The sequence below is a fragment of the uncultured Aquimarina sp. genome, from assembly GCF_947496855.1.
GTDB lineage: Bacteria > Bacteroidota > Bacteroidia > Flavobacteriales > Flavobacteriaceae > Aquimarina.
The window spans coordinates 111,524-127,262 of record NZ_CANMED010000002.1 but is presented as its reverse complement, the minus strand read 5'-3'; the positions used below and the strand labels follow the sequence as shown (position 1 = coordinate 127,262).

13 protein-coding genes are annotated in these 15,739 nt (G+C 31.2%); 6 read left to right on the top strand and 7 right to left on the bottom strand.

Annotated elements, in window-relative coordinates:
- Positions 1-195 precede the first annotated feature (195 nt).
- Positions 196-1,110 carry a glutaminase gene (locus Q0921_RS06560; protein WP_299255132.1) on the bottom strand — a complete coding sequence of 305 codons (915 nt, stop codon included), beginning with the start codon at positions 1,108-1,110 and terminating at the stop codon, positions 196-198.
- Between the two features lie 7 nt (positions 1,111-1,117).
- Complete coding sequence (gene pepE / locus Q0921_RS06555) at positions 1,118-1,825, bottom strand: dipeptidase PepE (RefSeq protein WP_299255130.1); 708 nt, start codon at positions 1,823-1,825, stop codon at positions 1,118-1,120.
- A gap of 110 nt (positions 1,826-1,935) precedes the next feature.
- Between pepE and Q0921_RS06550 the strand changes: the two genes are divergently transcribed.
- The 6 genes from Q0921_RS06550 (at position 1,936) to Q0921_RS06525 (ending at position 8,801) form a co-directional block, all read left to right on the top strand.
- Positions 1,936-2,724 carry a carboxypeptidase-like regulatory domain-containing protein gene (locus tag Q0921_RS06550; RefSeq protein ID WP_299255128.1) on the top strand — a complete coding sequence of 263 codons (789 nt, stop codon included), beginning with the start codon at positions 1,936-1,938 and terminating at the stop codon, positions 2,722-2,724.
- Positions 2,725-2,867: 143 nt separating this feature from the next.
- Complete coding sequence (locus Q0921_RS06545; RefSeq protein WP_299255125.1) at positions 2,868-3,626, top strand: hypothetical protein; 759 nt, start codon at positions 2,868-2,870, stop codon at positions 3,624-3,626.
- A gap of 88 nt (positions 3,627-3,714) precedes the next feature.
- A complete protein-coding gene (locus Q0921_RS06540) occupies positions 3,715-4,221 on the top strand; it encodes a DUF6702 family protein (RefSeq protein ID WP_299255123.1) in 507 nt (168 codons plus the stop codon).
- Positions 4,222-4,282: 61 nt separating this feature from the next.
- Positions 4,283-6,595 (top strand): M1 family metallopeptidase, encoded by a 2,313-nt coding sequence (locus Q0921_RS06535; protein ID WP_299255121.1) that lies wholly within the window; start codon positions 4,283-4,285, stop codon positions 6,593-6,595.
- Positions 6,596-6,684: 89 nt separating this feature from the next.
- A complete protein-coding gene (locus Q0921_RS06530; protein ID WP_299255119.1) occupies positions 6,685-6,978 on the top strand; it encodes a twin-arginine translocase TatA/TatE family subunit in 294 nt (97 codons plus the stop codon).
- Between the two features lie 329 nt (positions 6,979-7,307).
- Positions 7,308-8,801 (top strand): S8/S53 family peptidase, encoded by a 1,494-nt coding sequence (locus Q0921_RS06525; protein ID WP_299255117.1) that lies wholly within the window; start codon positions 7,308-7,310, stop codon positions 8,799-8,801.
- 95 nt (positions 8,802-8,896) lie between these two features.
- On the opposite strand, the gene Q0921_RS06520 is transcribed toward Q0921_RS06525, so the two are convergent.
- The 5 genes from Q0921_RS06520 to Q0921_RS06500 form a co-directional block, all read right to left on the bottom strand.
- Entirely contained in the window at positions 8,897-9,538 is a 642-nt protein-coding gene (locus Q0921_RS06520; protein ID WP_299255116.1) for an O-methyltransferase, read from the bottom strand.
- A 127-nt stretch (positions 9,539-9,665) separates the two neighbouring features.
- On the bottom strand, positions 9,666-9,875 hold the full coding sequence (locus Q0921_RS06515; RefSeq protein WP_299255115.1) for a hypothetical protein: 210 nt from the start codon (positions 9,873-9,875) through the stop codon (positions 9,666-9,668).
- 323 nt (positions 9,876-10,198) lie between these two features.
- A complete protein-coding gene (locus Q0921_RS06510; protein ID WP_299255114.1) occupies positions 10,199-11,503 on the bottom strand; it encodes a hypothetical protein in 1,305 nt (434 codons plus the stop codon).
- A gap of 122 nt (positions 11,504-11,625) precedes the next feature.
- On the bottom strand, positions 11,626-14,298 hold the full coding sequence (locus tag Q0921_RS06505) for a CHAT domain-containing protein (protein ID WP_299255113.1): 2,673 nt from the start codon (positions 14,296-14,298) through the stop codon (positions 11,626-11,628).
- Between the two features lie 900 nt (positions 14,299-15,198).
- Positions 15,199-15,648, bottom strand: coding sequence for a hypothetical protein (locus Q0921_RS06500; RefSeq protein ID WP_299255112.1), 450 nt, complete (start codon positions 15,646-15,648; stop codon positions 15,199-15,201).
- Positions 15,649-15,739: the final 91 nt, after the last annotated feature.

The following is a 15,739-nucleotide window of genomic DNA, read 5'->3' as shown; positions in this document are numbered from 1 at the left end:
AGAATTCATTTAGAAAAAAATCTAATATGTGTAATAAAAAGGCAACAGTAATTCAGTTGGCGGAGCGTTAGTTCTCCAAGCTGAATGTTGCCGGTTCAAAATAGATTTCCTATGTTCAAGAACAACCTCTTCAGTATTTTTGTGAGGTTTTTTTAAAGATAGATTTAAAAGTAATTCCAGTTTTCTAAGTTTTTTTCAAAATATAGAAAACCCCGTTAACGTAGTTAATCTTTCTAAGGCATACATTCCTAACTCAGAATTCCCTTTAGGATTAAGAGGTGGACTCCATACAGTTACGGTGTATTGACCTGGGTGAATAGCTGCAATCCCTCCACCTACGCCACTTTTTCCTGGTAAACCAACTCTAAAACTAAATTCTCCAGCTTCATCATAAAAACCGCAAGTCTGCATAATAGCATTGATACGTTTTATTTTTCTCCCAGAAATAATCTGATTATTATTAAATAAGGTCTTTCCTGCATTAGCATAAATCATAAAGGCGGTTGATAATTCTTTGCAAGACATCTCAATGGAACATTGATAAATATATAGGTCTAAAACGGTTTCTATATCATTTTTTATGTTACCAAAAGATTTCATTAGGTTTAGCAAAGCAGCATTACGATGACTATATTTCTTTTCAGAATCAAAAACTTTTTGATTGATATTTATAGAGCTGTCCCCTGTAATTTTGTGTATAAAATTCAAGAACTCTTGTTGAGGATTTTTAAGATTAGAAACAAGAAGATCTGCAATAACCAATGCGCCTGCATTTATAAAAGGATTTCTTGGGATTCCATTTTCATACTCTAACTGAATTAGCGAGTTAAATGGATCTCCAGATGGTTCTACATCAACCCGCTTAAATAATTCATCATCTAATAAGGACATTCCTAGTGTTAATGATAATACTTTAGAGATACTTTGGATAGAAAAACGCTCGTTCTCATTACCAAAACCATAATGACCGGAGTTGATGCAGTATAAGTGCATTCCGAATTTATTAGGATCAATTTTAGCCAATTCGGGAATATAAGTAGCTACTTTTCCTGTGGTAGACTTTGCTAATGTTTCAGATTTAATCGTATCAAGAATTTTCTGGTATTGCATACATCAATTAGTTTAATGCTGATAAAGAACTACCTGGTGTTATTTCAGAAGGACTTTTATTTTGTTCAAAAACCCTAGCGGATAGATCACCTTTTAAGGTAATATCATTTTCATGAATTCTTAACCAACTTCCTTCTCTAAGTCCAACTACGGGTTGTGGGTTTATCGTATGAAACTCTTTGATACGTGTTTCTCTGGTTTCACCTTTATGTGTAGAATTGGGATCGGGATCCAGATAGTGTGCGTTTATATTAAAAGGTATAATTCCTAAAGTTTTAAGACTAGATGGGTGCACAATAGGCATATCATTCGTAGTTTGCATAGTCAGCCCACATATATTGCTACCAGCACTGGTCCCTAAATAGGGTACTCCAGAATTTATTGCTTTTTTAAGAGGTTCTAATACGTTATTTCGGTATAATTGATCCACCAGAAGAAATGTATTTCCTCCACCCGTAAAAATACCTTGTGTGTTTTTAAAAGCTTCTACAGTATTAGAAAACATATGTATACCAAGTATTTTTTTATTTATTTTCTTAAAAATATTATTAACACCAATAGTATATTCATCAAGAGAAATTCCTCCAGGGCGAGCATAAGGAATAAATAGTATTTCATCAGAATTAGTAAAAAGCTCAATTAAAGCTTCAGATAAATACTCTAATGGACCACTTCCGTGAATAGTAGAGGTGCTGGCTATTAAACAGTTTTGCATGAAGTTGTTTTTTTAGTAAAGGTAGTTTAACGTTTTCTTATAAAGAAATCTTCTCAGCATATTGAAAAAATGTAGTATCTTCAATAAAAACAAATTTAATTCAGCTTACTATGAAAATGAAATTATCCTTACTTTTTATATGCTGTGCACTTAGTTTTTCCTTTGCACAGATTACCTCTAGAGTTATGATTGATGGACGCATTAGTGCGCCAATAGGGGATGATGTAGAAGGGGTAGTTGTATATAATCTTACTACTAAAAAAGGAACTATTACTGATAATAAAGGTGATTTTAGAATCAGTGTTGGTGCCAACGATAAAATAGAGATTATAGCTATGCAATATCAGAAATTCGTGGTGTTGATTGATAAAGGAGTTTTAGATAATAAAAGGTTGAATATTTTCTTAAATGAATCTGTAAATCTTTTGGACGAAGTAATCGTAACACCTTATGATTTGTTAGGAAATGTCTCCATTGATGTAAAAAAAATTGGTGTAGAGGATAGCGGAATTGATGAAGTTGCTAAATTAACATCTGCTAGGATTAACGATACGGATTACGATTGGACAGCAGATGAACTTTCTGAATTAGAGAACAAAGTGTTTTTAGAGGATAGGATGATTTATGGACTTAATTTTGTCAATCTCTTTAAGGTTGTTTTTCAGGATAAAGATAAAAAGGATAGTAAAAAGCCAATGGATATAGATGTTCAAGTTCGAAATATATATAATGATGAATTTTTTAAAACAAATTTAGCCTTAGAAATGGATCAGATTAATGATTTTATATTTTTTGCAGAAGAAAACGGGCTTAATAAATCATATCTAGAAGAAGGAAATGAACTTAATTTGATAGAATTTCTGGTTTCACAAAGCAAAGAATATAAGGGGCGTAAATAAATTTGGGTATTGAAATCGCAACATTTTTGGTTTCTCTTCGTCTTTTGTGGTGATGTGACGAAGTCCCAAGAATTCATTTATCTAAATAAAACTAATGGTATAAAGTTTTCCTTTTGATTTTAGTCATAAAACTAATTCAGTATATGGCTAGAGGATTACCAGTTTTGTTTTATTTTTTCTTTTTAGTAAATGCTTTTGGTCAATCTCAAAAACTAAAAGGTATTGTTATAGCGGACTCTTTGGAAGGTTTTGCAATTAATATTGTGAATTATACTAAGAAAATAGGAGCCACAAATGATCAGAGAGGTAATTTCGAAATACCAGCAGCTGTTAATGATTCGATAATTTTTTCTTCAGTTCAATATGAGGTGATTTCCATTTTAGTTAAGGGTGACGACTTGGAAAATGACAATTTTCAAGTAAAGTTGAATCCAGTTATTCGTAAGCTTGAAGAAGTAAATGTGAGTAATATAAATCTTTCAGGAAATATAGATAAGGATACAAAGCATATAGAAATTAAACCTTTTGTAAATAATAAAAGTTTAGGCTTGCCATTCAGAGATATAAAACAGCCAACACAAATAGAAAGAAAAATCTATACTGCAAAATCAGGTATTATTGATCGACCGCTCAACTATTTAAATGGGACATTAAAAAAACTAAAAAAGATAAAAGCCCTTCAAGATTTAGATAGACTGATTCAAAAGGGGGAAGCCTCATTTGGAATAGTTTTTTTTACAAAGGATTTGGGAATACCAGAAACGTTAATCTCTGATTTTATTTACTATTGTGCAGAAGATGAGTATTTCGAAAACTTATTAGAGAATACAAAAAAATTATCGTTGCTAGAGTTCTTTCAAGAAAAAGCGAAACTTTACAGAACACATAAAGAAATTGATTAATAAACAATCCTTTTTAGATAATAAGGTGCTTTTGGCACAATATTTTATGTCAAAATAGTACATTTACCATCTCTTAAATTATAATACATTGAAGAAATTACTATTCATTCTACCTATACTTCTGGTTTTTCTAAGCTCTTTTGCGGTGATTCATAAATTTTATGTCAGTGTTACTCAAATAGAATACAATAAAGAAGAAAAGTCACTGCAAATAATCTCAAGAATTTTTATCGATGATATTGAGGAAGTGTTTAGGAAGCGATATGATGAAAACATAGAATTAGTTTCAGAAAAACAAGAAGCTAAGGTAGATCAATATTTGAGCACATATTTAAACCAAAAATTATCCATTACTGTTAATGGTCAAGAAGTGTTTTTTAATTATATCGGAAAAGAATATGATAATGATCTTGTGCTATGTTATTTAGAAGTAGAGAATGTTCCTTCATTAGAAATAATAACGATTTCTAATCAAGTTTTGATGGGCTTTTTTGATGAACAACAGAATATTGTACACGTGAAAAAAGGAAAAAAACGTAAAAGCCTTATCCTTGAAAAAGAAAAGGATAAAGGCATGTTAAAGTTTAGTGAATAAATCATTAAACTTTTAAAAAACAACTATTTTGCGATTTATTACTTAACACAATTACACTCTAATGAAAAAAATACTTTTTATCCTTTCAGTTACTTTTTTTGTTTCTGCCACAGGATTGTATGCGCAAAATAAAAATGAAAGCGAACAAACTCGCGAGTTGGGGCATACAAATCAGAACAAATTTAAGCAGATGTATGATGAGTTTGCAACTCCTAATATGTACAGAACTGCTTCCGGAGCTCCTGGGTCTGCATATTATCAACAACAGGCAGACTATAAAATGGATATTGAGCTTGATGATAAAAACAAAAAGCTTACTGGTAAAGAAACTATAACATATACCAACAATTCTCCTGATAATTTAGAATTTTTATGGGTACAGTTGGATCAAAATATGAGATCTAGAGAATCTAAATCTCCATTAATTCAACCAGGAGGCGTAGATATGGCAGATGCTCCAAATGGATTTGTTGGTAAATATCTGGGGCAACCTTTTGATGGTGGATTTAATATCACAGCAGTTAAAGACGCTTCAGGTAAACCTTTACAATACACGATTAATAGGACAATGATGCGCGTGGAGATGCCGAAAGACTTAGCGGCTGGCGGGAAATTTGTATTCTCAATAGATTGGTGGTATAACATCAATGATCACGTTAATGGTAGAGGTAGATCAGGTTATGAAGAGTTTGAAGATGGTAATAGAGCATATGTAATTGCACAGTTTTATCCAAGGATGGCAGTTTATAATGATGTAGAAGGTTGGCAGAATCATCAATTTTGGGGTAGAGGAGAATTCGCACTTCCATTTGGAGATTTTGATGTAAATATTACAGTTCCTTCGGATCATATCTTAGATGGAACCGGGGTATTGGTAAATAGAAAAGAAGTATTTACTAAAGAAATGATGAATCGTTATGATAAAGCGAAAAAATCATATGATAACCCTGTACTTATAGTTACCCAGAAAGAAGCTGAAGCAAAAGAAAAAACATTTTCTGAAAGCAAAAAAACTTGGAAATTAAGTGCTAAAAATGTTCGTGATTTTGGATTTGCAACATCTAGAAGATTTATTTGGGATATGATGGCGGTTAAGATCGGTGGAAAAGATGTCATGGCTGTTTCTATGTATCCGAAAGAAGGAAACCCTTTATGGGAAGATTGGTCAACTAAAGCCGTAGCGAGTACTTTAAAATCGTACAGTAGAATGACATTTGATTATCCTTACCATAAAGCGATCTCTGTGCACGCTAAGAATCAAGGTATGGAATATCCAATGATTTGCTGGAATTATGGAAGACCTGATGAAAAAGGAAAATTTAGTGATCGTACAAAATTTGGAATGATGAGTGTGATTATTCACGAAGTAGGACACAATTTTTTCCCAATGATCGTTAATAGTGATGAACGTCAATGGACTTGGATGGATGAAGGTCTTAATACATTTGTACAGTATGTAGCTGAACAAGATTTCGGAGAGTGGTATCCTGATGCGATCAAACCTTTAAAAAAATACCCATCAAGAAGAGGTCCTGCGCCTAAAATTGTGCCTTATATGAGTGGTGATCAGAGTTTTATTTCACCTATTATGTCACAATCTAATAATATCCATCAATTCGGTTCTAATGCATACTCCAAACCGGCTACTGGATTAAATATTCTTAGAGAAACTGTAATGGGTAGAGATCTTTTTGACTATTCATTTAGAACATATTCTCAGAGATGGATGTTTAAGCATCCTACACCAGAAGATTTCTTTAGAACAATGGAAGATGCGTCTGCAGTAGATTTAGATTGGTTCTGGAGAGGATGGTTTTATACAACAGATTACACCGATATCGGTGTAAAAGAAGTGAAGAAATTCGTAGTTTCTAAAGAGCCAAACCAAAGAGCAAAGGATTTTGCTGCTGCCAGAGGAGCTAAGGTTGAAGACTTTGGTCAATTAGTATTTATGGTAGAAGAAGGAAGTGAGGAATATGAGGCTATTAAGAAGAATGGTAACATTATAGATAATGCGAAAACATTAAAAGAATACTTAATAGATAATTTTTCAGTTCAGGAGAGAGAAATGATTAAAGAACCGAAGTATTTCTATGAAATTACTTTCGAAAAACCTGGAGGTTTAGTGATGCCTTTAATAGTAGAGTATACCTATGAAGACGGAACTTCAGAAACAGTAACGTATCCTGCAGAAATTTGGAGAAAGAATGATGCAGCGGTTAAAAGAGCCATAGCTTCAGAGAAAGCAATTGCTAAGATTCTGGTGGATCCTAACCAGGAAACAGCAGATATAGATACTTCAAACAATAGCTGGCCTCAGAATAAGAAACTGGGTAAGTTTGATAAATTTAAAAATAAAGTAAAAGGACAATAAGTTAAAAAACCTTTAAATTATAAATTAAAGCCGTTCGTGATTGCGAACGGCTTTTTTCTGTACATTATTGTAGTTATATTTGCAGTGTTATGATCATATTACCATTATTCATAAGCGGAACAGAGATCGCCTTTATAGTATTTATATTGGTAATGGTTTTTGGTGCCGATAAAATACCAGAAATTGCCCGAGGTTTGGGTAAGGGAATGCGTATTGTAAAGGATGCGACTAACGATATTAAATCCGAAATTACTAAAAGTGCAGAAAAGCATGGTATTGATACCGACATACCTACTTCTATTACATCTGATATCAAAAAAGAAATAACTCAAGTAAAAAAGGATATCGAAAACGTTACGGGTCCTGTAAAACGTAAATTTTAATCTTATACATTGTTAATTTTGTCATTTCCATAAATTAAATTCTCTTTTTTACTTTTTTTAAAAAAATCACGTCTTTTTTAAGGCAATCTTCTTTTGTAGTCTTTTTCTGTAAAACCCTTATAAACATTAGTATTTGGCACTGTTTTTTAGTCTTATGCAAGCATAATAACGATAATTTTTTTAAGATTCTTTCAATATAATGTATTAATATTTAGATTATATTTAATAAATTAGACAAGAAATTAACTAAATGATAATTATTTGATTTTTTTAAGGAATAGCTGCCTTAAAAAAATCAATAACACACAAACTCATTAATTTATACTAATATGAAAAAAATTATTACGCTAGTTTTAGGACTTTTTCTTGTTCTATCATGTTCTAAAGAAGATTCCACCGAAATTATTGATGAAAGTTCAGAATCTCAAAAAATTCTCTCCGTTGAAGAAATAAACGCTTTCATAGAAAAACAACTTAAGCAAAATGGTGATTTAGATTGGACTAAAGATGCTTCTGCACATATATTATATAGTGCGGTTATGCATGGTGGCGAAGTCTTAACAATCGGTTTTGGTGAAGAAGGAGAAAGTTTTATTGATGGAACTCGGCGATCTCCTAGATTAGACAATGTTATTGAAGATATATATAATACTGTACAAGGTATAGAAGGAACTACACGTTCCAATGTTCAGGTATCAGAAGATGGTATATTGAATGTTTTAGATCTAAAGGTTACGAAACTGGAAACGATTGTAGAATTAAAAGCAATGGATAACATTCGTTACCTTGAGCCTAATGGATATGGATTCTACCTTAAGGAAGAAGTACAACAAAAGTCTGCTGGTTGCTCTCAAAGCGGACAATCAATCAATAGTGGTGATTATAGTGTAATTTCTCCTAATGCAAGATTACCTTGGAATTATAAAAATCATAATATTGATGATGCTTGGAACCTTAGTACTGGAGCTGGAATTACAGTTGGTCTTATAGATACTGGCTTATCTGCGAACCAAAATCTTTTAGGAAACGGATTTAATGATGGCGCTTCTAATGGAAGATCTGTACAACGTTTTGGGACATTTATTGATTCACCTTGGTGGTGGTCTAATAATGTTGATGGTCCTAATGATAGATGCGGTCACGGAACTCAGATGGCATCTGCTATAGCTTCTCCACGTAATAATGATTTTATGCCAGTTGGTGTTGCATACAATTCCAATTTGGTAGCCTATAGAGGTACTGAAGATGTTGTTTTAAACGATTATCACGAGCGTAAAGGAGTAAGTAATGCACTAAAAGCACTAGGAAATAGAAGTGATGTTAAAATAATTTCGATGTCTGTTGGATATCCTTGGTCAATCGGTAATGTAAAAGATGCTGTAAAATATGCATATGGAAAAGGTAAAATGATCATGGCAGCTGGTGGAACTTCCACTACTTTTACAAATTGGTATGGTGTTATATTTCCAGCAAGTATGAGCGAAACCGTTGCTATAACAGGATTAAAAGATAATGGATACAATCGTTGTGATATTTGTCACGATGGTAATAAAATTGATTTCACGATTATTATGCAGAGAGCTAGTAATACTAGTAGAACCGTACCGGTATTAGGGTTTAATAATGGCGCGCAATCTTATGTTGGAGGATCTTCTGTAGCAACAGCTATGACAGCAGGTATTGCAGCATTAGTTTGGTCACGTAACCCTAATATGTCTAGAGCACAAGTATTGGATAAATTAAAAAGAGCTGGAGAGTTTTACCCTAATCGTAATAGTAAGTTTGGTTATGGAAATATAGATGCATTGAAAGCGGTACAATAATAAGTGAATTAGCAATTGTAGTTACTAATACATGTAAGAAGTGGGGTCTTTAGAGATTCCACTTTTTTTATTACGTTTTTAAGTATAAAGCTAGGTTATATAACTCTACTAATTGTTAATCCATCCCTAATTGGTAATAATACCGTTTCTATACGTTTGTCTTCTACAAGTAATTTGTTATAAGCTAAAAGTGCTTTGGTAGAAAGGTCATCTTCGGCAACATCTTCAATCACTTTTCCACTCCAAAGAACGTTGTCGGATAAAATAATACCACCTGAGTTGATTTTGTTGATTATTAATTCAAAATAAGTTGAATAATTTGGCTTATCAGCATCAATAAAAACTAAATCAAATTTTATATCCAGATTTGGAATAATCTCAGTTGCATCACCAATATGTTGGTGTATCTGATTACCATAAGGAGAAAGATCAAAATATTTACGCTGAAAATCTTCTAGTTCTTCGTTAATATCAATCGTATGTAAAACACCATCTTTTTTTATTCCCTCAGATAAACATAAAGCAGAATACCCTGTGTAGGTTCCTATTTCTAAAATGTTTTTGGGATTAATTAATTTAGAAAGTATACTTAATACGCGACCTTGATAGGGACCACTAAGCATACGTGGTTGTAATATTTTTTGATAGGTTTCTCTAGTTAGCTGTTGTAATAATTCAGGTTCTTTTTCTGTGTGATTTATTACATAAGTATCTAGTTTCTCAGGTATGAAATGCATGAGTCAAACTTTTTTTGCAAAGCTAAAAGTTTATGAAAGAAAGTAGGGTTTTATTTGATATTATTGCACTATATAAAAAAAGCCAGAATAATTCTTTATCCTGGCTTCAATTGTATTTTAAAGAAGTTTAAAAACAACCACAAGTTTGATTGCCTATTAGAATTCCTCCATCACAGTGATCATCTGTTCCACATTGCCAATTTGCAGTTCCACAACATTCGATGTCTCCACGACCTCCACAGTTACCAGAAGGTCTTAGGCGCCCTCCGTTAATAGATTTTTGTTCATTTTTAGTTAATTCTTCAGCTCCTCGTAATTTTAAGATACTTTTTTTCATGTGTATTGATTTTAAGAAATATTTTTTTCGGGATCTTTTATAGAGATTCCAAAGTTTATTATTTCCTTAAAATACGGAATATTATTTGATTAACAGGGTTTTATGGTTAATTGTTATCATAACTTTGTTTATTTTTCTGTATGGTTTACTAAGTAGATATCTAATGTTTCTGGTATGAAGTACAAGATTTTTTACTTTTTTCACAAAACTAAACGTTTTATAATTTGGTAACTAAAAAATAAGCTCTTTACCCTTATTATTGAGTAAAGAGCTTATCAAGTTTTTAGAAATTAATTTATTAGTGGAATCTATTCTTAGTTTGGTTATTGCTTAACCTGAAATTTCATTAAACCCGTACTGTAGGTGTAACCGTCTCCATCCGTATTGTCACAATATTCGATAATTGATTGGCCTATTTCATCATCTTCAAATGTTATTTTGAATTCTGGTTTGATTTTAATGTCAACTCCTTTGATTTTAGTTGAGAATTCTAATTTTAAATCCAATTCTAATTCACCTCCTCCATCTTTTTCAATCCATACATATAACATCTTATCTCCATAAGTATCCTTGTCCCAAGTATAAATTTCAGTGTTGAATAAATCAAACCATTCTGGATTACAATTAAATACGCTACAGTTTTTGAATTGACCTCTTGAGCCTCGAAACGGTTTTGTAACGCTAACTTCACTGTCTTCTGAAATACCAAAAAAAGCGGTAACTTCTATCTCTAGAGCTCCGTCATGCCATTCTGCAACTTCTCTAAAGGAAGGCATAGAATTAAATTTTAATTTATTTAATCGGTCTTTGGTTGATTTTCTGTCTCTATCACATCCATTGTCGCCAGATCCACCTCCACCAGATCCACCTCCACCAGAACACAGATTGGACTGATTTATAAGATCATCTGTAAAATGATACTCATTGGTGTCATTTTGATGAAATGCAGGCGCGATGATTTCGCAGTCATCAAATATGTTTGATCTATTTTTAGTGCTTTTATCTAGAACTGTTACTCTTTCATTCTGTTTTACTACAATAACTAAATTTTCTGGTGGTGTAGAGGCACTAAGTTGATAATAGTTTCCTTCTACATCATAAGCAGGTATAATATCATCTTTAATACGTAAAGGAAGATAAGCAACTAGCGGTATTGATGATTCTATATCCCATTCTGCTACTTTATGATTATCAAATTCTGGTAATGCAATCTGTAATAATGGATAGTTTACTTTAATAGCATTCATTAGTTGAGAAGTTGTACTGCTCTTTTTTGATGAATCATTAATATCTCCTTCAGAAAGAAAATTCGAAAAAAGTATTTGTTGCCCACTCTTTTTATTGGTGATATTTTCATTTTTTGAAGTTTCAATTAAAAAATTGTAATCTCCATCAAAAGCTTCTAAGGCTTTGGTCTTAATGAAATCCCTTAACTCTACATTTTTTAAATTTTTTGCTAAGTTTTTTGCGACTTCTAATCCCAGTTGATCTTTGGATACTAAATTTTCATTTTGTGTAATTTCACTTTCTTGATCTGTTAATCCTTCATTAATTTCATCTTTATTACAGGCTGTAAAAAAAGTAACAAGTATAAAAATATATAAAATTTTTAATTTGTGATTATTCATAATTTCTGAATTTTGTGTTTCGTACTCTTGAACATTTAATGACAATCAAGTTTTTGTCTACTCTTCGCGAATGAGGTTTCATAGAGTAGTTCAAGAAGAATTGTTCTGTTACCCAGAAAAATTTATTTTTTTGCAATTTTTTTATAAATAAGAAATATAATAAGAGAAGAAATTAGGACTCCAATAAGAATATACCAAGCATTCATTGATGGGTATAGGGGTTCAGGGTTTCCGATTAAAACAAGAGAAGACCAATAGTAAGGTGAAACTTCACTTAATGAGTGATTCTTTAGATAGTCAAGTTTGGCCTGTCTCAGTGCTTTAGGTTTTGATTTCCCTTTTTTTAGATATGTATAAAAACCTGTAATGATTTCTTGCGTAGATTTATCATCCGCTTTCCATAAGGTGGAGATTACACTATTAGCACCAGTATTAAAAAAACCACGAGCAAGACTCATAACACCTTCTCCTTTTTGTAATTTCCCTAAAGAAGTGTTACAGGCACTTAAGGTTACGAGTTCCGCATTGTTTTTAGTGCTATAAATGTCATTAAGAGTAATATTGTTTGTGCTTGTTGCTATCCAAGGAGTAATCGAATCATTGGCATTTGCATGTGCGGAAAGATGAATTATTTTATAGTTTGGTAATGAGTTTACCAGATTTTTTTTGGAAGCTTTTTGATGTAATAAAATATCACTTTCGAACCTCTGTGTAATTGTATTTACTTCTTTATCGCTATTAGGAAGCGTAGGTAAAGAGGTATATTCGATAGGAGCAAAACCTAAAAGTTCCTTTTGATAAGTCCGTTTTAAGTCCTTGTTTTGCTGTAGAAAAGAAATAGAGTAGGCGTAACTTATATTGTAATCTTCAATTAGATATTCCCCATCCTTTTTAATTAAAGCTTCAAAAGGAAGGCTTTGTAAGTTTTGATCAGGAACAATGATTATGTTATTGTTTATCAAATCATCAGGAAGTAGTTTGTTAGATAATTCTTTACTGATGCTATTAAAATCTCTTTGATCTTTTTTATCATAAAAAGGTTTAGAAATAAACTCCTTAAATGTATTTGTTTGATCTCGAATAACAGAAACACTATCCAACGGATATAGTAGTTGTTTGTTTTCTGCAATAACTAGTACATATCCTACATCATCATTAAGGATATAATGAATAAAAGTAGCATTTCTTCTTTTTGCTTCTTTAATTGTCTGTTTAAAAGAAACGATATTGGTGTTGTTTTTGGATTGATAATATTTGGGATATGTATATCTAAGTGAATCGATAAATTGCTCATATTCTTCTTTTTTATCAAAAAGGATAATTGATTCGCCCTGGTCTTTCTCAGAAAGATCTAAGTCGTTTTGAGCTTTTGCAATTTTTCGCTTTAATAATCGCTCTCTTTGTACGATGTGTTCTGGAATGTTAAAAAAATCTTTAGAACGTTCCTCTGTCAAGTCTTCTAGCAATAACAAAGCCTTATTTTTTTCTAAATAAAAGTAAGCTGATTTAGGATCGTTCAATAATTGATAAATTTTGACCAAATTGATATAAAGATCAGATGCTTGTTCTCTCCAAAATAATTTGGATGCTCTATGGGTATTTTCTAGTTTAATTAAATCAATTAGCTCATCTGCTTCTTTTAAATATGTAAGTGCCTCTTCAATGTATTTTTTTGATGCTTCAGCATTTTCATATTTTTTTATTAAGCTAATTGATAATTGTTTAAGAATTGATATGTGTAAGGACTTATCTGTTGAGTAAGTTGTTTGTTGTTTTGATCTTAATGTATACAATGATTTACTGAAGGATTCATAAGCTCGGTTGTATTTTTTTTTATCAACATTAGTAAGCCCTATCATATAATGAATTCGAGCAGTTTGTACAATGTTGTTATAAGTAGGTTTTAGAGCTTCGTTAAAATAAAATAGAGCAGAATCGTTATTAACTTTATAGTAAATATTACCAATGTTCCTGTAAACAGAAGAAATGAGTCGATTGTTTTTTAATTTTTTAGCAACTGAAAGTGCTTTTTTATAGTAAGGAAGACAAATATATGTATCAAATAGATTTTCATAATTGTGCAGATTTCCAAGTGTTTCATTTATTAAAAATTCGTCATAGAGATCAAAATTTACTTTAGACTTTAAGGAATCTAGTGTTTTCAGCTGTGCTATTCCTTTTTTAATACTTTTATCATCTAAAATTTTTTGATAATTTATGGATGAATTTATGATCGTATTAAACAACTTTCTGTCTTTTTTTTCTTTATTAAATTCTTCAATGGCTTTTTCGTAATAAGAAGAGGCAGTATGGAAATTACCCTCTGCTTGATAGTTTTCTGCAATGTTTTGATATGCTACACCAAACCCGCCATTTGTGTTTTTTAATTTAATAATTTCAAAGTATGCGCGATTAGAGTTAGTATAATCTTTAGTGTTTGAATATGACCTTCCTAATATTCTAAGATTACCTATATGAAGTTTCTTGTTATAGGGCGCATAAGTTTTATAAAAGTCAACTGCTTTCTCCGATTTCGAAATGCTTTCGTAGAAATATCCATGATTATAAAGCCAATATGAAAAAGCAGTTAAATCAATTCCGTATTGCAAAGAATCTTTGTTTTTCATGTGTTTTTTTAACAAAATTTCAATTTCAGATTTTTTGTCAGTATCCGTATAATTTTTAGCACCTACAATTTCATAAAATGCTGCTGAACGTTTTTGTGCTCGGACACCAAGTATCATAAATAGTAATGAGAATAAAATGATAAATCTGTTATTATACTTGACTTTCAAATTTTTATACAATCTTATTTGTTAAACAATAAATAATAATACAAGTAGTTTCATCCCTTATTTGGGTTGTAAAAAGGGATTTTTATTTAGGACTATGAAACTTTTCATCATCTGTATGCAAGAATCATTGAAGTTTCAATAGGATTTATATTATAAATATAGCACTTAGCAAAATACATTGTTTTTATTAGTGTTACTTCTTTTCCAGTTTTTCGACTACCATTATAATGAAGTAATACTAAATAGTAATATTGATAAAAACCTTAATGTCTTGAACTACCTTAATTTGATTAAAAGTATAAATTTGATTTCAAAGTTTTGTATTAAATTTGGAATAGTATGGTTATTATAAATTTATTTCATAGAGGTCAGTAGATACTTACTTTATATAAAATTTGTGACAGTAATGTCAGGCTGAGCGGAGTCGAAGCCTGTTTTTAGAAATGAACTGTTCTGGACTCCGCTCGAACTGACAGAGAAACCAATTTTATTTCATTGATTTTTAGATTAAATAGAATATACGTGACTAGCTACTGACCTCAATTATTTTATATTTAAACTTATTCTATTAATCAATTTATAATCCATTGTATATTTAGATGTTTTGAATTTGAAATTAATTTATGAGAATGCCTCGATTTAAAGACGAAATGTAAACTCCAGTAAAGGTTGAGAATAGAATTCTGGATCAAAACTGTTCTAAATAGTTCTAATGAATATATCGAAGTCCAGTTTTCTCCGTTTCATTATGAGAAATCACTCGAATGGATGTTTTCATAGTATTAGTTTCTAAATACACAATGGGTGCATTATACAAATTTATATAGTGGGAATCTCGAAAAGTAGGGAAAGTCTTTTTTAAATAAAAATCAACCCTTACTAAGATATAATAAATGAAAGCTAATGTCGACTGTCTTCTAGAGGATCTTCCACTGGATCCTTAGGCTTTGAACCACCAGATCCACAACCATCTCGCACGCAGCTATAACAACCATCCGTATCACAATTGGGATTGTCTTCATAATAATCATCAAAATCCTGACAATTAACAAACCATATTTCTTTATAATAACTAATCACAGTATAATCATAAATGGCAAAGTAATTGTTATGATACCATTTCCTAATAATCTCTTTTTCTGAAGGAGTTATGGTAGGATCATTAAAGATATATACAATCTGACAAATCCTAAAAGCAGAACTATCAGTGGTGGTAGCTTCTTCTGTTTTACTAGTAAATTCTTCTGTTATTTTTTGATTTTCTTCAAGAACTTCTTGTTCATCGACAGAACAGCTTTGAATGAGTAATAAAAAACATCCGATTAATATAAGATACGTGGTTTTTTTCATGATGATGACTTATTAAAAATTTAATAATTGTTTAAGAACTTGATGTCATATAGTAGTTCTGAATAATGGATTTTGTTACCCAAATTAGCAC